The organism is Azospirillum sp. Marseille-Q6669, assembly GCF_965111635.1.
The window spans coordinates 623,577-641,469 of sequence record NZ_CBCOOP010000005.1; the positions used below are offsets into that span (position 1 = coordinate 623,577).

General features: G+C 69.6%; 20 protein-coding genes. 10 read left to right on the forward strand and 10 right to left on the reverse strand.

All coding sequences use genetic code 11. The features are described 5' to 3' along the window. Positions 1-29: 29 nt before the first annotated feature. The 5 genes from cobT to ACWPXE_RS28255 form a co-directional block, all read right to left on the reverse strand. Positions 30-1,895 (reverse strand): cobaltochelatase subunit CobT, encoded by a 1,866-nt coding sequence (gene cobT, locus ACWPXE_RS28235; protein ID WP_454020471.1) that lies wholly within the window; start codon positions 1,893-1,895, stop codon positions 30-32. A 9-nt stretch (positions 1,896-1,904) separates the two neighbouring features. Then, positions 1,905-2,300, reverse strand: coding sequence for a type II toxin-antitoxin system VapC family toxin (locus tag ACWPXE_RS28240; RefSeq protein ID WP_186464801.1), 396 nt, complete (start codon positions 2,298-2,300; stop codon positions 1,905-1,907). Then, a complete protein-coding gene (locus ACWPXE_RS28245; RefSeq protein ID WP_094301715.1) occupies positions 2,297-2,563 on the reverse strand; it encodes an AbrB/MazE/SpoVT family DNA-binding domain-containing protein in 267 nt (88 codons plus the stop codon). Before ACWPXE_RS28245 ends, ACWPXE_RS28240 begins: the two co-directional genes overlap by 4 nt. A gap of 29 nt (positions 2,564-2,592) precedes the next feature. Beyond that, on the reverse strand, positions 2,593-3,597 hold the full coding sequence (gene cobS, locus ACWPXE_RS28250; RefSeq protein ID WP_454020472.1) for a cobaltochelatase subunit CobS: 1,005 nt from the start codon (positions 3,595-3,597) through the stop codon (positions 2,593-2,595). Between the two features lie 73 nt (positions 3,598-3,670). Further along, positions 3,671-4,255, reverse strand: coding sequence for a J domain-containing protein (locus ACWPXE_RS28255; protein ID WP_237904357.1), 585 nt, complete (start codon positions 4,253-4,255; stop codon positions 3,671-3,673). 165 nt (positions 4,256-4,420) lie between these two features. On the opposite strand from ACWPXE_RS28255, the gene ACWPXE_RS28260 reads away from it, so the two are divergent. Both ACWPXE_RS28260 and ACWPXE_RS28265 read left to right on the forward strand, forming a co-directional pair. After that, a complete protein-coding gene (locus tag ACWPXE_RS28260; RefSeq protein WP_014239259.1) occupies positions 4,421-4,693 on the forward strand; it encodes a BolA family protein in 273 nt (90 codons plus the stop codon). Positions 4,694-5,004: 311 nt separating this feature from the next. Beyond that, on the forward strand, positions 5,005-5,427 hold the full coding sequence (locus ACWPXE_RS28265; protein ID WP_454020473.1) for a ribbon-helix-helix domain-containing protein: 423 nt from the start codon (positions 5,005-5,007) through the stop codon (positions 5,425-5,427). 119 nt (positions 5,428-5,546) lie between these two features. Here the strand turns inward: ACWPXE_RS28265 and ACWPXE_RS28270 are convergent, their stop codons facing one another. From ACWPXE_RS28270 to ACWPXE_RS28285, 4 genes are all read right to left on the reverse strand, one after another. Next, on the reverse strand, positions 5,547-6,158 hold the full coding sequence (locus ACWPXE_RS28270; RefSeq protein ID WP_454020474.1) for a DUF2889 domain-containing protein: 612 nt from the start codon (positions 6,156-6,158) through the stop codon (positions 5,547-5,549). Between the two features lie 136 nt (positions 6,159-6,294). After that, complete coding sequence (locus tag ACWPXE_RS28275; protein WP_454020475.1) at positions 6,295-6,780, reverse strand: CBS domain-containing protein; 486 nt, start codon at positions 6,778-6,780, stop codon at positions 6,295-6,297. Positions 6,781-6,893: 113 nt separating this feature from the next. Beyond that, a complete protein-coding gene (gene aroB / locus ACWPXE_RS28280; RefSeq protein WP_454020476.1) occupies positions 6,894-8,018 on the reverse strand; it encodes a 3-dehydroquinate synthase in 1,125 nt (374 codons plus the stop codon). 7 nt (positions 8,019-8,025) lie between these two features. Further along, positions 8,026-8,661 (reverse strand): shikimate kinase, encoded by a 636-nt coding sequence (locus tag ACWPXE_RS28285; RefSeq protein ID WP_454020477.1) that lies wholly within the window; start codon positions 8,659-8,661, stop codon positions 8,026-8,028. A gap of 248 nt (positions 8,662-8,909) precedes the next feature. On the opposite strand from ACWPXE_RS28285, the gene ACWPXE_RS28290 reads away from it, so the two are divergent. The 8 genes from ACWPXE_RS28290 (at position 8,910) to ACWPXE_RS28325 (ending at position 16,890) form a co-directional block, all read left to right on the forward strand. Beyond that, entirely contained in the window at positions 8,910-9,050 is a 141-nt protein-coding gene (locus ACWPXE_RS28290) for a hypothetical protein (RefSeq protein WP_247888010.1), read from the forward strand. Next, complete coding sequence (locus ACWPXE_RS28295; RefSeq protein ID WP_454020478.1) at positions 9,031-11,070, forward strand: hypothetical protein; 2,040 nt, start codon at positions 9,031-9,033, stop codon at positions 11,068-11,070. Before ACWPXE_RS28290 ends, ACWPXE_RS28295 begins: the two co-directional genes overlap by 20 nt. Next, on the forward strand, positions 11,067-12,086 hold the full coding sequence (gene xerD / locus ACWPXE_RS28300; RefSeq protein WP_237904349.1) for a site-specific tyrosine recombinase XerD: 1,020 nt from the start codon (positions 11,067-11,069) through the stop codon (positions 12,084-12,086). The genes ACWPXE_RS28295 and xerD overlap by 4 nt, the downstream gene beginning before the upstream one ends. Positions 12,087-12,227: 141 nt before the next feature. Further along, positions 12,228-13,832: a malate synthase A gene (gene aceB / locus ACWPXE_RS28305; RefSeq protein WP_454020479.1), complete on the forward strand. Its 1,605-nt coding sequence runs from the start codon at positions 12,228-12,230 to the stop codon at positions 13,830-13,832. Between the two features lie 65 nt (positions 13,833-13,897). Next, a complete protein-coding gene (locus tag ACWPXE_RS28310) occupies positions 13,898-14,734 on the forward strand; it encodes a DUF29 domain-containing protein (protein WP_454020480.1) in 837 nt (278 codons plus the stop codon). Further along, on the forward strand, positions 14,707-15,297 hold the full coding sequence (locus ACWPXE_RS28315) for a DMT family transporter (RefSeq protein ID WP_454020481.1): 591 nt from the start codon (positions 14,707-14,709) through the stop codon (positions 15,295-15,297). Before ACWPXE_RS28310 ends, ACWPXE_RS28315 begins: the two co-directional genes overlap by 28 nt. Before the next feature lie 87 nt (positions 15,298-15,384). Beyond that, entirely contained in the window at positions 15,385-16,341 is a 957-nt protein-coding gene (locus tag ACWPXE_RS28320) for an acetyl-CoA carboxylase carboxyltransferase subunit alpha (protein ID WP_237904345.1), read from the forward strand. Between the two features lie 6 nt (positions 16,342-16,347). Further along, positions 16,348-16,890 carry an MAPEG family protein gene (locus tag ACWPXE_RS28325; protein ID WP_454020482.1) on the forward strand — a complete coding sequence of 181 codons (543 nt, stop codon included), beginning with the start codon at positions 16,348-16,350 and terminating at the stop codon, positions 16,888-16,890. A 7-nt stretch (positions 16,891-16,897) separates the two neighbouring features. Here ACWPXE_RS28325 and ACWPXE_RS28330 read toward each other — a convergent pair whose 3' ends face one another. Next, on the reverse strand, positions 16,898-17,881 hold the full coding sequence (locus ACWPXE_RS28330; RefSeq protein ID WP_454020483.1) for a magnesium transporter CorA family protein: 984 nt from the start codon (positions 17,879-17,881) through the stop codon (positions 16,898-16,900). Positions 17,882-17,893 lie beyond the last annotated feature (12 nt).

The window sequence follows — 17,893 nt, forward strand, 5'->3', positions numbered from 1 at the left end:
CCTTGTCGTTTCCGGTCCTGCCTTAGGCCTCAGCGCCAGCCGCTGCGGCCCCGGCGGTCGTCCTCGTCGAACAGCTCGGCCAGCTTGTTCATCATGGTGCCGCCCAGTTGCTCGGCGTCCACGATGGTGACGGCGCGGCGGTAGTAGCGGGTCACGTCGTGCCCGATGCCGATGGCCACCAGCTCCACCGGCGAGCGGGTCTCGATGTACTCGATCACCTGCCGCAGGTGCCGCTCCAGGTAGTTGCCGGCGTTGACCGACAGGGTCGAGTCGTCCACCGGGGCGCCGTCGGAGATCACCATCAGGATCCGCCGCTGCTCGGGCCGCCCGATCAGACGGTTGTGCGCCCACATCAACGCCTCGCCGTCGATGTTCTCCTTCAGGATGCCTTCGCGCAGCATCAGGCCGAGATTCTTGCGGGCGCGGCGCCAGGGCTGGTCGGCGTCCTTGTAGACGATGTGGCGCAGGTCGTTGAGACGGCCCGGATTGGCGGGCTTGCCGGATGATATCCAGTGCTCGCGCGCCTGTCCGCCCTTCCAGGCGCGGGTGGTGAAGCCCAGCACCTCCACCTTCACCGCGCAGCGCTCCAGCGTGCGGGCCAGGATGTCGGCGCTCATCGCGGCGATGGAGATCGGCCGCCCGCGCATCGAGCCGGAGTTGTCGATCAGCAGCGACACCACCGTGTCGCGGAAATCCATCTCCTTCTCCTTCTTGAAGGAGAGGGGAAGGACCGGGTTGACGACGATGCGGGCGAGACGGGCGGCGTCGAGGATGCCGTCGTCGAGGTCGAACTCCCACGACCGCTGCTGCTTGGCCAGGAGGCGGCGCTGCAGGCGGTTGGCCAGCTTCGAGATCACGCCCTGGAGATGGACGAGCTGCTGGTCCAGCATGTGGCGCAGCCGGGCCAGCTCCTCCGGGTCGCACAGCTCGGCGGCGTCGACCACCTCGTCGAAGCGGGTGGTGAAGGGCTTGTAGGCGTTGGGGTCGGGCTCGTTGCGGCCGCGCGCTTCCGGGCGCCAGGGCTGGCCGGGGCCGGCGGGCTCCTCCGCCCCCTCGCCCTGGCCCATCTCGGTGTCGCCCTCCTCGCCGGTGCCCTCCTCGGCCTGCTCGCCCTGGTCGGACTCCTGGGTGTCCTGCGAGGTCATCGATTCGGCCTGGCTCTGGGTGTCGTCCTCACCCTGGGTCTGGCCCTTGTTCGGCTCGTTCTCGTTCTCGCCGGAGTCGCGCTCGTCCTCCTCCGGCTCCTGCGGCTCGTCGGGGTCGTTGCCGACCTCCATGTCCAGATCGGTCAGCAGCTTGCGCACGGCGCGGGCGTAGGCGTCCTGGTCGGCCATGTGGCCGGCGAGGCCGTGCAGGTCCTTGCCCAGCCGCTCCTCGATCCAGCCGCGCCACAGGCTGACCGCGTGCTCGGCGGCGGGTGGCGGGGCGGCGCCGGTCATCGCCTCGCGGGCGATCAGGCGCAGCACCTCGGGCAGGGGGACCTGGTCGCGCTCCTCCAGCCGCTCGAAGCCCTGCTTGTGGTAGCGCTCGTCCAGCGCCGCCTCCAGGTTGGCGGCCACGCCGGGCATGTGGCTGGCGCCCAGCGCCTCGCAACGGGCCTGCTCCAGCGCGTCGTAGGCGGCGCGGGCGCTGTCGCCCAGTGGCATGCGCTGGAGATGGATGGCGTTGTCGTGGAAGCGCAGCCGCAGCGACACGGCATCCGCGGCGCCGCGCAGCGTCGCGACGTCGTGCGGGTTCAGGTCGCGCGCCGGGGTGGGAATGCGCACGCGCAGGCCGGCGACGCCGGGCGGCTCGGTGGAGAAGCCCACCTGCACGTCGGCCCGGCGGGAGAGGGCCCGCACCGCGGCGGCGGTGGAGCGCTTGAAGGCCTCGACGGGGTTTTCACGGTCGGTCATGGCGGGCTGTCAGCTCAAAATCTGGAATTCCGGCAGACGGGCTGCCTTGCGGTCGAACGTCAGCGTGGTGGTGCAGCCGGCGTCCCGGTTGCGGAATCCGAGCAGGGCGTCGGAAAAGTCGAAGCCTTGCCGGTGCAGGGCCGATGCGGCCCGCGCGGCCGTTTCGCTTTCCACCCGGATGTCCGCGTTGTCGAGGATGAGGTCCAGGATGCGCGCGATGGTCTCACGGTCCCGGCGCATGACGCCTTCCAGAACCCAGACGAACTCGCACAGGACGATGTCGCCGACGAAGCAGACCTCACCATCGGCGACCAGGGCGCGAACGGCGGTCCGCGCCTTGGCGGCTTGGTCCGGATCGTCCTCCACCACCAGCCGAAGCAGGACGTTGGTGTCCAATCCGATCACGACGTCCGGTCCTGTGGCCCGGCGTGCCGTTCCGCCATGCGCCGGCGGATTGCGTCGTCCATTTCCTCCTGGGACAGGGCGCGCGTGAACGTGCCCCCGCTGCCGATGAGATCGTCCAGACTGTGCGGGCGGGGTCTGACCAGGACGGTGCGGTCGTCGCGCAGGATCAACTCGACGCGGTCGCCGGGCTTCACGCCCAGCCGCTCGCGCAGATCCTGCGGCAACGCCAATTCCCCGTTCGGTCCGACCTCGATGTACCCCATTGCCGGCCTTTCCCTCGGCTCGCCCCCCGTCACACCAGGTTCGCCTGCACTCCCGTCTCCGGCAACTCGGTGCCGAAGCAGCGCTGGTAGTATTCGGCGACGGTCGGCCGCTCCACCTCGTCGCACTTGTTCAGGAAGGTGATCCGGAACGCGAAGGCGATGTCGTTGAAGATGTTGGCGTTCTGCGCCCAGGTGATGACCGTGCGCGGGCTCATCACGGTGGAGATGTCGCCGTTGATGAAGCCGGCGCGGGTCAGATCGGCCAGGCGCACCATCGACGCCACGGTCCTGCGGCCGGCCTCGCTGTCGTATTCCGGCACCTTGGAGGCGACGATCTTCACCTCGGCGTCCACCGGCAGGTAGTTCAGCGTCGCCACGATGTTCCAGCGGTCCATCTGGCCCTGGTTGATCTGCTGCGTGCCGTGGTAGAGGCCGGTGGTGTCGCCCAGACCGACGGTGTTCGCGGTGGCGAACAGGCGGAAGGCCGGGTGCGGGCGGATGACGCGGTTCTGGTCGAGCAGGGTCAGCTTGCCTTCCACCTCCAGCACGCGCTGGATTACGAACATCACGTCGGGACGGCCCGCGTCATACTCGTCGAAGACCAGCGCGCAGGCGTGCTGCAGCGCCCAGGGCAGGATGCCTTCGCGGTATTCCGTCACCTGAACGCCGTCGCGCAGGACGATGGCGTCCTTGCCCATCAGGTCGATGCGGCTGATGTGGCTGTCCAGGTTGATGCGGATGCAGGGCCAGTTCAGGCGCGCGGCCACCTGTTCGATGTGGGTGGACTTGCCGGTCCCGTGATAGCCCTGGACCATGACGCGACGGTTGTAGGCGAAGCCAGCCAGGATCGCGAGCGTCGTGTCGCGGTCGAAGCGGTAGGCTTCGTCGATGTCCGGCACATGCTCCGTGCGCTGGCTGAAGGCCGGCACCTGCATGTCGCTGTCGATGCCGAACACTTGACGCACCGACAGGGTGATGTCGGGAACGTGATCGAACAGGGCCGAGCTGGCCTGGGTGGCTCCTTGAGAAGGCATGGGAGGTTCTTATCGTTCCAACGTGTCTGTTGTCGGGGCCGCCCGGCCAATCTGGTCCGGCCAACCGTCGGGGTTACGCACCATAGCAGGCTTTCAGCGTGTTGTAGGCCTGATTGATCTCCTTCAACTTTTCTTCGGCCGCCTTGTCCCCGCCATTGGCGTCGGGATGGTGGATTTTCACCAGCTCGCGGTAGCGCGCCTTGATGCGCGGGAAATCCACCGGCGGGGCGAGGTCGAGGACGACCAGCGCCTCCTCCTCCGCGCTGCGGGCGGCCTGGCGGCGCTGCTTGCTCTCCTCGGACTGGTCCTTGCCGGCCTCGCGCCCGAACTCGAAGCTGAAGCCGTGCATCGCGCGGTCGCGCAGGAACTTCTCCTGCACCCCCCAGAAGCCGAGCGGCCAGCTCGGCCTCTGCCACGTGGTGTCGCGGCGGACCTCGGCCTCGATCTGCTCGGGCTTCATGCCGGCGTAATAGTCCCAGGCGCGGTTGTATTCGCGCACATGGTCCAGGCAGAACCAGTAGTAGTCGTTGAGCTGCCGGCGGCTCTTCGGCGCCCGGTACGCGCCCTCGCCCGCACAGCCCGGATGATCGCAGGCGCGCACGGCGGTGCGCGGCTGGTCGTAGCGGCTGAAATCGTAGCGGGTGCGTGGCTTGCTCATGTGCGAAGTATGGGAAGAGGCATCCTTTCTGGCAAGCGCACGCAAGGGGGCGGTGCCGAACTGCGGAAAATGGCCGGTCTGCGGCATTGGCGGCTTGACGGGAGCGGTGCCGCGCCGTCACCTCAATCCCAAACCCGACCCCGCCCAAACCCAATGAGGACCCCCATGGAATACGCCACCCGCATGCGCCGGAAGCTGACTGACGCGCTGGCCCCCGAGCGGCTCGACATCCAGGACGACTCCGGCCGGCACGCCGGCCATGGCGGCGCCCACCCGGAAGGCGAGACGCATTTTCACGTCACCATCGTCTCCGCGGCCTTCGCCGGAAAGTCGCGGGTGGAGCGCCAGCGGCTGGTCTATGGCCTGCTCGCCCAAGAAATGGCGGAGCGCGTTCACGCCCTCGGCCTGACCACGCTGACCCCCGAAGAGGCCCGCTGACAGCAACGCCGACAAGAACGCCGGGCCGCCGCCCGTGCAGCAAGGGAAAAGCGCCACCTGCAAATGCATACATACGCATGCAACTACTAGAGGTTCTTTTCCGTCTTCAAACATAATTGGAGTGCTGCCGTGGTTGCAATTCTCGCTGTATTTAGTAGAGTGCAGCGCATGCAACCAATCAATGCGCCGTGGGCGATGCACTTTTCGCGCGTCGTCCGGCGGGTTCGTGGAGAGGGCGGCGTATGGCGAAGCGCGGGCCGAAGAAGCGGTTAACAGTGAATCCCAACGCGTGTGTGGAACCGCTGAAGAGCATGAACATCATGATTGCCGGGCGCCGCACGAGCATGCGTCTGGAGCCGACCATGTGGGACGCTCTGGAGGACATCGCCCGCCGCGAGGGCCTGACGGTCAACGGCCTCTGCACGCTGATCAAGGACCGGCTGGACGAGCAGGTCCGGCGGCGCGGTCCGGGCGCGGACAATGCGGAGGTCACCCTGACCTCGGCGGTCCGCGTCTTCATCGCAGCCTATTTCCGCCGGGCCTGCACCGAGGACGGTCATGTCCAGGCCGGACACGGCGGGGGCGATCCCTTCGTGGGGACGCCCTTCGACCTGCCACCGCTCGACGAGCTGGATCGTACGGAAAGCGGGGCCGGCACCACGGCATCGGCTTTGCCGCCGGCGGCAAAGCCGGGCGCGGCGATCGAGGGCCTGCGGTCCGCGCTGGAAGCGTGACAGGAGGAGCATTCCGATCGGCAGAAGATAAAGGGCGCGTCCACAGGATGCGCCCTTATGTGTCTGTCCGGTAAGCTGTGTCCGATGCGGATGAAGACCGGTCGGCCCCGACCGCCGCCTCAGTCCGCGGCGTCGCGCGGACGGTCGCCGGTGTAGTGGTCGGGCCAGTTCTTCCGCACGACCTCGCCGTTGCTGTCGAAGATGTGGCAGGTGTTCAGCAGCACCGGGCGCTTGGTGCGCAGCATGTCCTCCTTGCTGCCCGCCTCGCCGCCGGCCGCCCGGGCCTTCTCGGCCTGTTCGCGCGCCAGGATGGGATAGATGGTCTGAAAGGCGGTGGTGGCGATCGGCCCCAGAAGCTCCACCAGATGCGTGCAGCCTTGGACGCCGCCCAGCCGCTCCTTCACCGCGCGGGTCCAGCCCGGCCCGATCTTCAGCCCGACCAGCCGCTGGAAATTGGGTGTGACGGAGCCGCAGGTGCGGTAGGGGCTCTTCTCCGTCACCGCTTCCACCGCCTGGACGATCAGGTCGTTGTCCACCGTCAGGCGAAGCCACATGCCGTGCACCGGGTCGCCGGGCAGGATCTGACCGCGCTGCTCGGTGTGGAAGGCGTAGCTCTTCACATCGGTCAGATGGCCTTCGACATCCCACAGCCCATCGGTCCGCCGATAGCCCCGGCAGGTGACTTCCCGGATGTGGATCGGTTCGCGCGCGGCGGGTTCGGACAGCGGCATGGGACTCTCTGACGTTCGGCCTAGTTCGGACGGCCTGATTGTTGGGGCGTACCCGGGAATATCGGTGGGGCCAGCGTTCAGGTCAAGCCGGCTTCACCGCATTGCAGCATTACGCGCCGAGGCGCTGTGCCTGGGGTTATGGAGGAGCGCCGGCGGAGTAGTTCGACCCGAAGATGAAAGCCTCACGGTCGCGGATCTCGTCCTCCAGATGAGCGCGGACCACGGCGAACAGGTCGCGGATGGAGACGATGCCCATCACCATGCCGTCCGATTCGCCGTTCGCGGTGACCGGCAGGTGGCGGTAATGGTGGCGCTCCATCAGGTCCAGCGCTTCGTAGGCGTGGGCGTCCGGTCCCAGCGTGTCGGGAGAAGCGGTCATGACCTCGGCGAGCCGGGTCGCTGCTGGATCGCGGCCTGGGGCGACGACGCGGGCCGCGAGATCGCGCTCGGTGAAGATGCCCTTCAGCGACCGGCCGCCTTCCGCTTGGTCCTGGGTGACCAAGAGGGCGGCGACGCGGCGTTCCGCCATCAGAACGGTGGCGTCGTGGACACTGGCCTCCGGGGACAGGCAGACGAGCTGCTGATCCTTGATGACGTCGGGGATGAGCTTGCGGTTCGGCATGTCCCTTCTCCCTTTGTGGGGCGGCTTTTTCTCGCATCTTGGACGCGAATCGGAACTGTCGTTAACTCTGACAGTTTGCCACCCCAACGGTCAAGGGATTATGGTGCAGCGCATCAGCGCGCGACGGCATCCTCCAGTAGCGCACGCACCACCGCCGGATCGACGTCGCGCTGGGTGAAGGCGTCACCCAACGCGCGCACAAGCACGAAAGCGATGCGCCCGTCCTTGACCTTCTTGTCTTTGGCCATGGACAGGATCAGCCCGTCGACGTCCCATTCCACACCGGGCACGTCGGTGGGACGGACCGGCAGACCGACGCGGGCCAGATGGGCGCGCGCCGTCTCAGCGTCCGCCGGCGGGCACAGCCCCAGCCGCACCGACAGGTCGAAGGCCAGGACCATGCCGATCGACACCGCCTCGCCGTGCAGCAGGCGAGAGCCGAAGCCGGTCGCCGCCTCCAGCGCGTGGCCGAAGGTGTGGCCGAGGTTCAGCAGGGCGCGGTCGCCGCTCTCCCGCTCGTCCACGCCGACAATGGCGGCCTTGGCCCGGCAGCTTTCGGTGACGGCGTGGCGGCGGGCATCGCTGTCGCCGGCGACCACCCGTTCGCCGTTCGCCTCCAGCCAGGCGAAGAAGCCGGGCAGGCGGATGAGCCCGTACTTCACCACCTCGGCGTAGCCGGCCAGCACCTCGCGCCGCGGCAGGGTATCCAGCGTGGCGGTGTCGGCGATGACCAGACGCGGCTGGTGGAAGGCGCCGATCAGGTTCTTGCCGTGCGGGCTGTTGATGCCGGTCTTGCCGCCGACCGAGCTGTCCACTTGGCTCAGCAGCGTGGTCGGCACCTGGATGAAGTCGATGCCGCGCAGCGCCGAGGCGGCGGCGAAGCCGGTGATGTCGCCGATCACCCCGCCGCCGAGCGCCAGCAGGACCGCCGACCGTTCGATCCCGCGCGCCAGGACGGCGTCCATCAGCCGTTCGAAATGGGCGATGTCCTTGGTCTTCTCGCCCGCCGGCAGGACGATGGCCTGGGTCGGCTCGATGCCGGCGTCGCGCAGTGTGCGTTCCAGCGTCGGCAAGTGCAGCGGAGCGACGTTCTCGTCGGTGACGACGATGGGCGCCTTGCCCTTGGTGATCGCGGCGATGCGCGCTCCGGCGCCGTCGAGCACCCGGTCGCCGACCAGGATGTCGTAGCTGCGCGGACCGAGGTCGAGGCGGACGGTGTCTGTGACGGTTTTGGTCATGGCGGGATCAGGGCTTGTCGTGGTGGTGATGCGCCGGGTGGCGGTGATGATGGTGATGCGAGTGGGGCAGGGTGATGCCGAAATGCGCCTCCAGCGCCTCGATCACCTGCTCCACGGTCGCTTCCGGCGGGCGCTCGTCGCTGATCACCGTCAGGTCGGCTTCCGCATAGACGGGGTAGCGGGCGGTCATCAGCCGGCTCAGGATCTCCTTGGGATCGCCGGCGTTCAGCAGCGGGCGGTGGGTGCGCCGTGCCGTGCGGGCCAGCAGCACGTCCAGTTCGGCGCGCAGCCAGACCGACAGGCCGTGGGCGCGGATGGCCGCGCGCGTCTCCGGGTCCATGAAGGCGCCGCCGCCGGTCGCCAGGATGTGCACCGGCTGTTCGGTCAGCAACCGGGTGATGATCCGCCGCTCCACCGAGCGGAACACCGCCTCGCCGTCGCGGGCGAAGATTTCCGCGATGGAGCAGCCCGCCGCCGTCTCGATCTCCGTGTCGGCATCGACGAAGGGCAGGTGCAGCCGCGCGGCCAGCCGTCGCCCGATCGCGCTTTTCCCGGCGCCCATCAAGCCGACCAGCACCACCGTCTTCGGCAGAATCTTCGAAGGGGCTTGCGGTTGTCCCTGCGGTGGTAGGCGGGCGGTCATGGTGCTGTGGACTTTCCTGATGCGAGACCGGGGTGCCGGTGTTCGATTCGGTCGCAGGGGCCTGCGCATGTTGCGCAGCGGCGCCCCCGTGGCTAAAGTGGTACGTCCGGCGTTCATCGGCCATCGGGCCAGCGGTGCGGACGGTGTGCGATGATTAGCATGAAAGCGCACCCTTGTCCCAAGCCGCACGGACGCAGACCGTGATACAGCGCCGCCGTTCCTTCCACAGAAACACGACTCCAATCGCCATGAGCCGGGTTATTTCCATTCTTTTCGTCCTGTTCCTCTTCGTCATCGGGGGTGGCATGGCCTTCCTTGCCTCCTGGGACATGCCGGCACCGTCCAAGACGGTGGAAAAGGTCATTCCGGATGAGCGGTTCCCCCGCTGACGCCGGGGACGCCGCCGGGCGCCGCCGCCGGTCTGCCGCTCCGCCACGGGGCGGACGGGTCGGAGCCGGCGCCGTTTCCATGTTTGCCGCCGCTTCTCTCGGGTTGGCCCCTCTGGCCCTGGCTGTGTCCGCAGCCCTGATGGGAGCGGCGACGCCGGCGCTGGCCCAGGCCTATACCCAGGCCGTGCCTTCCGGGCCGCCGATCCGCCTGTTTCCGCCGCCGGAACGGATGGCCGTCCCCGACGTCGAATCCGGGGCCGGGCGGGTCCTGGACGATCCGCTGGCCTCGCCGGGACCGTCCGCTGCTCCGCTACCGCTGACCCCGCCCGCCGCTCCGCCGCCCGTCCATACGCCGTCCTTCGACGTGGTGCCCACCGTGGCGTCGCCCTCGGCCATTGCGGTGGAGACGCTGGGGCCGCTCGACCCCGACGGCGCCGGGCCTCTGGAGGGAGCCGCCGGACTGGGCGGCGACCCCTGGCGCGGCATCCCGCGCGCCGAGGTGCTGGCCCTGCTGCCGGAGCTGCCCACCCTCACCCCGTCGCCCGCCGTGAAGGAGCTGCAGCGCCGGTTGCTGCTCAGCCGCGGCTCGCCCGCGGCCGCTCCGGGCGAACCCGAGCCGGTGCGCCGCTTCGGCGCGCTACGGGTGGAGAAGCTGGCAGACATGGGCGACCCGCGGGGCGCGGCTGACCTTGCCGCTCTGCTGCCCGAGGCGATGACGGCCGACGAGGCCGCCGCCCGCGCCGTGACCGACGCCCAACTGCTCGCCGGCCCTCTGGACTGCGCCGCCGCGACGGAGCGTGCCAAGCCCTTCACCGGCCCCTATTGGCAGAGGGTGGCGCTGTTCTGCCGCCTGCGCGCCGGGCGGATCGGCGGGGTGATGCCCACCGAGGCCGGGGCTGCCCCGGCGGGGGACGACCTCGCCTTCGAGATGCTGCGTGAGCAGCCCGGCGGCGATCCCGATTTCCTGCGGGTGGCCGAGGCGATGGCCGGCGGCCCGGCGGTCCGGCTGCGCATCCTGAAGGACCCCAGCCCGCTGACCCTGGCCGCTCTGCGGACGGTCCAGGCCGGGTTGCCGCCGGATGTGCTGTCCCTGACCGACCCGGCCCGTCTGGCCGCGGTGGCGTCCAACAATGGCACCGACCCGGCGACCCGCATGACCGCGGCGGAGCGCGCCGCCACCGCCCTGTTCCTCGATTCCCGGCGGCTGGCGGAGGCGTACCGCGCCGCCCCGGCCAAGGGGGACGAGCTGCTGCGGCTGAAGGACGCCGCGGCCCGCGACCGCACGGCCCGCACCCGCGCGCTGGTGCAGCAGGCCATGCTCGCCGCCATGGGCGGCGGGCGGCGGGTGGAGTTGGCCGGGCTGGCGCTGGAGCTTCTCGACCCGCCGATGCTGGCCGGTCCGGTGGGGGCGGTGGTGGCGGACATGCTCGACACCCTGTCGCCGACTCCGGACGCCGCCGCCCTGGCCCCCGCCGCCGCGCGGCTCTGCTTCGCGTTGGGTCGGGCCGACAAGGGCAAGCGCTGGTACGATCTCGCCCTGCGCAGCCGTCCCACGGCGGAGGTGGCGCGGCTGTGGCCGCTCGCCGTCATCGCGCTCGGTCCGCCGCCGGGCGGTGGGGCGCTGGGCCTCGCCGGCTGGCTGGACGAATCGCTGCGCGGCGCCGATCCGGAGGGCCGCGCCCGCGTCGCCGGGCAGTTGGCCCTGCTCCAGGCGATGGGCCTCGCCGTGCCGGAGGAGGCGTGGCGCCGGACCGCTGACCCCGAGGAGACGGCCCCCACGCCTATGGACGCCCGTCCTCCCACCGCCGATCCCGCCCTCTGGCAACGCTTGGCCGAGGCTTCATCCGACCGGCGCGTCGGCGAGACGGCGCTGGCCGCCCTGCTGCTGCTCGGCAACGCCGGGCCGGCGGGCACGCCGCCCGCGGTGGTGGCGCGTGTGGTCAGTGCCCTGCGCGCCGTGGGTCTGGACAGCGATGCCCGCGCGATCGCCCGTGAAGCCGCCGCGGTCCTGGCCGGATGAGTCCCATGCCCAAAACGACCCCGCCAAAAGCCCAGCCGAAGCGGCGCGGGCGCCCCTGCAAACCGCGCCCGATCGCGGCCTCGCCCCATGTCGACGCCTTTCTGGACATGCTGACGGCGGAGCGCGGCGCGGCGCTGAACACCCGCATGGCCTACGAGCGCGACCTCGCCGACCTCGCCCTCTGGCTGGCCCAGCGCGGCCAGCCGCTGGAAAAGGCGGTGACGGAGGATCTGCGCGCCTACCTCGCCTTCCAGTATGTGGAGGGCGGGCAGAAGCCGGCGCCGCGCACGCTGGCCCGCCGCCTGTCGGCGATGCGCCAGTTCTACCGCTTTCTGGTCTCGGAAGGGCGACGGGTGGACGATCCGGCCTCGGCGCTCGACAGCCCCAAGCAGGGCCGCCCGCTGCCCAAGATCCTGACGGTGGAGGAGGTCACGCGGATGATCGACTCCGCCCAGACCCGCGGCGGTCCGGAAGGGCTGCGGCTGGTCGCGCTTCTGGAGGTGCTCTACGCCACCGGTCTGCGCGTGTCGGAACTGGTCGGCCTGCCGATGGCCGCCATCCTGCGCGACGGGCGCGGGCTGATCGTGCGCGGCAAAGGCGGGAAGGAGCGCATGGTGCCGCTGTCCGAACCGGCCTCCGCCGCGCTGGGCGCCTATCTGCCCTGGCGGAGCCACTTCATTTTGGCTGGCCGGGAGAACGGGCCGATCGCCTTCCTCTTCCCATCGCGCAGCTCCACCAACGGGCACCTGACGCGCCAGCGCTTCGCCCAGTTGCTGAAGGAGCTGGCCATCGAGTCGAACATCGACCCGGAGAAGGTCAGCCCTCACGTCCTGCGCCACGCCTTCGCCACCCATCTGCTCGACCGTGGGGCGGACCTGCGCTCGGTCCAGAAGATGCTGGGGCACGCCGACATCGCCACCACCCAGATCTACACCCACGTGGTGTCGGAGCGTCTGAAACAGGTCGTTCACGAGCATCACCCGCTGGCCCGGCGAAAAACCGTTCGTACGCAATAGTGTTGCGCGCAAAAGGGTTGCCCCTTTCAAAGGATGCCAATCCGGCTATGGCGGCTTCTCCCGCTGTGGTATAGCCCTTGTCCTAATGGGGTTGGCAGGCGAGTGCGCCGGACCGCCCTCGCGACGAACTGGGGGAACCGCATGGCCACGACCATCTCCGGGCTTGAGATCCTGGGTCCGATCACGCCGGGCTTCGAGACGATCCTGACGCCGGAGGCGTTGGCCTTCCTGGCGGAGCTGGAGGGGCGGTTCGGGTCGGAACGGTTGCGCCTGCTCGACGTGCGGACCAAGCGGCGGGCGCTGATCGACCAGGGCCACACGCCGGACTTCCTGCCGGAAACCCGCGCCATCCGCGAGGCCGACTGGACCATCGCGCCGCTGCCGCACGACCTGCTCGACCGCCGGGTGGAGATCACCGGGCCGGTGGACCGCAAGATGATCATCAACGCGCTGAATTCCGGCGCGAAGGTCTTCATGGCGGATTTCGAGGATTCGAGCTGCCCGTCCTGGGCCAACCTGATCGACGGACAGGTCAACCTGCGCGACGCCGTGCGCCGGACCATCGCCTTCGACGATCCGGTGTCGGGCAAGAAGTACCGGCTGAACGACAGGACCGCCGTCCTCAAGGTCCGTCCGCGCGGCTGGCATCTGGCGGAGAAGCATGTCCGATTCGACGGCGAACCGGTGTCCGGCGCGCTGTTCGACTTCGCCCTCTACACCTTTCACAACGCGCAGGAATTGCTGTCCCACGGCTCCGGCCCCTATTTTTACCTGCCGAAGCTGGAAAGCCATTTCGAGGCGCGACTGTGGAACGAGGTGTTCTCGGTCGCCGAGGATTATCTCAAGATCCCGCATGGCTCGATCAAGGCCACGGTGCTGGTGGAGACCATCCTGGCCGCCTTCGAGATGGACGAGATCCTCTACGAGCTGCGCGACCATTCCGCCGGGCTGAACTGCGGGCGCTGGGACTACATCTTCAGCTTCATCAAGACCTTCCGCAACGACCCCGCCGCCGTCCTGCCCGACCGGGCGGAGGTGACGATGGCGACGCCCTTCCTGCAGTCCTACAGCCTGCTGGCGGTCAAGACCTGCCACCGCCGCGGCGCCCCGGCCATCGGCGGCATGGCCGCCTACATCCCGGTGAAAGACGATCCGGCGGCCAACGAGGTGGCCTTCTCCAAGGTCCGCGCCGACAAGGAGCGGGAAGTGTCCAACGGCCATGACGGCACCTGGGTCGCCCACCCCGGCCTCGTTCCCGTCGCGCGGGAGGTCTTCGACGCCTACATGCGCAAGCCCAACCAGATCGACCGCAAGCGCGCCGACGTCAGCGTGACCGCCGCCGACCTGCTGGCCGTCCCGGAGGGGCCGAAGACGGAGCGCGGCCTGCGCAACAACGTGGCCGTCGCCATCGGCTATCTGGAGGCGTGGCTGCGCGGCATCGGCTGCGTGCCGCTGTTCAACCTGATGGAGGACGCCGCCACCGCCGAGATCAGCCGCACCCAGCTCTGGCAGTGGGTCCACCACGGCGCCGCGCTGGACGACGGTCGCCCGGTGACCATGGAGCTGGTGGACGAGACCATTGCCGAGGAGTTGGCCGCCTGGAAGGCCCGCGTCGGCGATCGCGCCTTCGAACGGGGACTGTACGAGGACGCCGCGGTGATGCTGCGCGACCTCGTGGAGCGGGACGACTTCGTGGATTTCCTGACCCTGCCGGCCTACGACCGCATCGTCGCGCAGGGGGCGTGAGGGCGTTGCCAAGCCCACGGCGTGTTCACCATATTGGTGTCGGCACATCACCCGAAGGGGCCGCCATGGGACGCAACGCCGCCGCGTATGGAGACGATTTCTACGGCTGGACGCAGGAGCAGGCCGGGCTTCTGCGCGCCGGCAAGCTGTCCGAAGTGGACGCCGAAAACCTCGCGGAGGAGATCGAGAGCATGGGCCGCAGCGAGGCCGACCGTCTGCGAAGCTGCCTGCGCCTGATTCTTTTGCATCTCCTGAAATGGCAGGAACAACCCGCCCGCCGGTCGCGGAGTTGGCGCAACAGCATCCAGCGGGAGCGGGACAACGCGGCCCTTGTGTTGGAGGACAACCCCAGCCTGACGCCCAAGCTGCCCGCGCTGTTCGCCAAGGCCTACCAGCTTGCCCGGCGTGAGGCCGCCCGCGAAACCGATCTGCCGGTGGAGCGTTTTTCCGAGGACAGCCCCTTCACGGTGGAGCAGACCCTCGACCCGGCTTTTCCGGACGATCTGGAAGACGGCTGGCGTCGTAGCCCCGGACCCCGCGGGTCTGACATTGACCCTTCCATCCGCCAACCTCCCGCCGGTCTCGCGCGGGGCCGAATCGCTTGCGCTGCTGCTCCTGGTCGGCGGGTTGATCGGGGTGATCTTTCCGGTCACCAAGATCGCGCAGGCGGCCGGCGTGCCGCCGCTGCCCTGGGCCTTCTCCATGATGCTGGGCGCCGGGGGATCCTGGCCGGGATGGCGCGCGTCAAACGGCAACCGATGCCGCTGACCGGGCGGTACCTGCGTTACTTCGCGGTGTCGGGGCTGCTGTCCATGGCGCTGCCCAACGTGGTGCTGTTCTTCGTCATGCCCTGGCTGGGGGCGGGCTGTCGGCGGTGGTCTACACGCTGCCGCCGATTCTGACGCTGCTGATGGCCGTGGCGGTGCGGATCGAAAAGCCCGACCGCGGGCGGGTGGCGGGCATTCTGCTCGGATTCGTCGGCGCGCTGATGATCGTCGGGCCGCGCGGCAGCCTGCCCTCGCCCGATCTGGCCGGCTGGATGGCGCTGGCCTTCGTCATGCCGCTGTCGGTCGCGGCGGGCAACGTCTACCGCACCGTGGCCTGGCCGCCGGGCGGGCAGCCGGTGGCGCTGGCGGCGGGCACCATGCTGGGCGGGGCGGGCTGGGTCTTGCTGGCGCTGCTCGGCACCGGGGCGGTGGCGGAGCTTCCGGCGCTGGGTCTCGCGCCCGGACTGGCCCTGCTCCAGATCGCGGTGACGGCGCTGACCTACGTGCTGTATTTCCGGCTCCAAATCGTCGCCGGGCCGGTCTATCTCAGCCAGATCGGCTACGTGGCGACCTCCGTCGGGCTGGGCACCGGGACGCTGCTGTTCGGGGAGCGCTATTCCCCATGGGTGTGGGGCGGGGCGGCGGTGATCGTCCTGGGCGTGCTTCTGGTCAGTTTTGGCCGGCGATTCGCGCGATAAGCTGTGGCATCGCCGCCGCGCACCGTGGTACCAAGGCCGGTCCGCGACGTCCGCGTCCTATCCTATTCGGTCCGTGATCCTTCCGGCATGCAAACCTTCCTGGAATTCGAAAAGCCGATCGCCGAGCTTGAAGGCAAGATCGAGGAACTGCGCCACCTGACCAACGCCGGCGACATCAACATCGCCGACGAAGTGACGAAGCTGCAGACCAAGGTCGACAAGCTCCTCCGGCAGACCTACGCGAAGCTCACCCCGGCGCAGAAGGTGCAGGTGGCCCGCCACCCCAACCGTCCGCACTGTCTGGACTATGTGAAGGGGCTGATCGACGACTTCACGCCGCTGGCCGGCGACCGCGGCTTCGCCGAAGACCGCGCGGTCATCGGCGGGCTGGGCCGCTTCCGCGGCCGCTCGGTCGTGGTGATCGGGCAGGAGAAGGGCCACGACACCGAAACGCGCGTGCGCCACAACTTCGGCATGGCCAAGCCCGAGGGCTACCGCAAGGCCCAGCGCCTGATGGACCTCGCCGACCGCTTCAAACTGCCGGTCGTCTCGCTGGTCGACACCGCCGGCGCCTTCCCCGGCGTCCAGGCGGAGGAGCGCGGCCAGGCCGAGGCCATCGCCAAGAGCATCGAGCGCTGCCTGCGCCTGACCGTGCCCATGGTGGCTGCGGTGATCGGCGAGGGCGGGTCCGGCGGCGCCATCGCCATCGCGACGGCCGACCGGGTTCTGATGCTGGAGCACGCCATCTACTCCGTCATCTCGCCGGAGGGCTGCGCGTCGATCCTGTGGCGCAACCCCGACATGGCCGGCGAGGCCGCCGTCGCGCTGCGCCTGATCAGCCACGACCTCAAGGAACTCGGCGTCATCGACCGGGTGGTGAGCGAGCCGATCGGCGGCGCCCATCGCGACCCGGCGGAGACCGTCAAGGCGCTGGGCGACGCCATCGAGGAGTCGCTGGGCGATCTCGACGGGCTGGACGGCGCGGCGATCCGCGCCCAGCGCCGCCAGAAGTTCCTTGACATGGGCCAGAAGGGCCTGGGCTAAGGCGTCATGGCCGCCGCACCGGAGACCCGTCCCTCCAAGACCCGTCTTCTGCGTCTGGCGGCCACCGTCAACCTCGCCGCGGTTGTCGTGGCGCTGCTGGCCCTGTGGCTGCTGCCGCCGCTGTTCGCCCCGCCGCCCGACATCGCCGATCCGGGCGCGCGCATGGCCTTCTGGGGCCGGCTCGCCCTGTGGCCGGCGCTGCTGCTGTTCCTGACGGTGGGCGGGGTGCTGGTCGCCCGCGCCCGTTCCGTCGCCCTGAACCCCATCGACGACGCCGAGTCGCGCTTCTACCGGGTCAGCCAGCGCGTGCTGACCAACACGGTGGAGCAGACGCTGATCTTCGTGCCCGCCCTGGCGGCGCTGGTGGCGCAGATGCCGCTGCCCGCCCTGGGATTCGCCCGACTGGCGACCGCGCTGTTCGTGCTGGGCCGCCTGCTGTTCTGGGCGGGCTACCTGATCCACCCCTATGTGCGGGCGCCGGGCATGGCGGTCACGCTGACCGTCAACCTCGTCGTGCTGGGCTGGGCGCTGGCGCTCGCCATCGGCTGAGCGGGGGTTACAGCCAGCGCCGCCGTTTGAAGTAGATCATCGGCAGCGTCGCCGACAGGATCATCAGCATCACCGCCAGCGGATAGCCGAAGGTCCAGTCCTTTTCCGGCATGGCCACGAAGTTCATGCCGTAGATGCTGGCGACCAGGGTCGGCGGGAACAGGGCGACCGTCAGGATCGAGACGATCTTCACGATCTCGTTCTGCTCCACGTTGATGCGGCCCAGCGTGGTGTCCAGCAGCAGGCTGACCTTCCCGGACAGGAACTGGGCGTACTCCCCGAGCCCCGTCACGTCCTGCAGGGCGGCGCGCGCCCAGCGCCGGGTCCGCTTGGCCGGGGTCCAGCCCTCGCCGCGGGCCAGGAAGGTCAGCAGGCGGTTGAGCGTCGACAGGCTGACATGCGCCTTGCCGATCAGATGCCCGGTGTGGCCGATGCGCTTCAGCGTGCGGGTGTCGTCCCGTCGCTCGCCCTTGACCGGCAGGGCGCGCCCGCGGAAGGCGCGACTGCCCATGGTGTCCAATTCCAGCCCGACGCGGCGCAGAACGGCGGCGGTGCGCTCCACCACGCCATCAAGCAGGGCGGCCAGGACCGCCTCGGCCGTCAACTCCGCGCCGCCGCTGCGGGTGACGCGGCGGCGGAAGGCCAGGAAGGGCTGCGGATCGACGGCGTGGATGGTGGCGAGCCGCCCGCCGGCCAGGACGAAGCTGACCGGCACGATGCGCGGCTGGTCGGTGTCGGCCCAGACCAGGACGAGCGCGGTCATGTGCACGGCGCCGGGGATGATGCGCAGGCGGCTCGATTCCTCGATCTCCGCCATCTGCTCCCGAGTCGGCAGCTTGATGCCCATCAGCGCCTCGGCGCGGACCAGCTCCTCCGGGGTCGGGTTCTGTAGGTCGAGCCAGACGGCCTCGGCGGGCAGGGGGGTGCGGGCGCCCTCGGCCTCGCGGGCCCAGCGCAGCCGGTCACCGTCGCAGGCGAAGACGTGGAGCATGGCGGCCCCCTG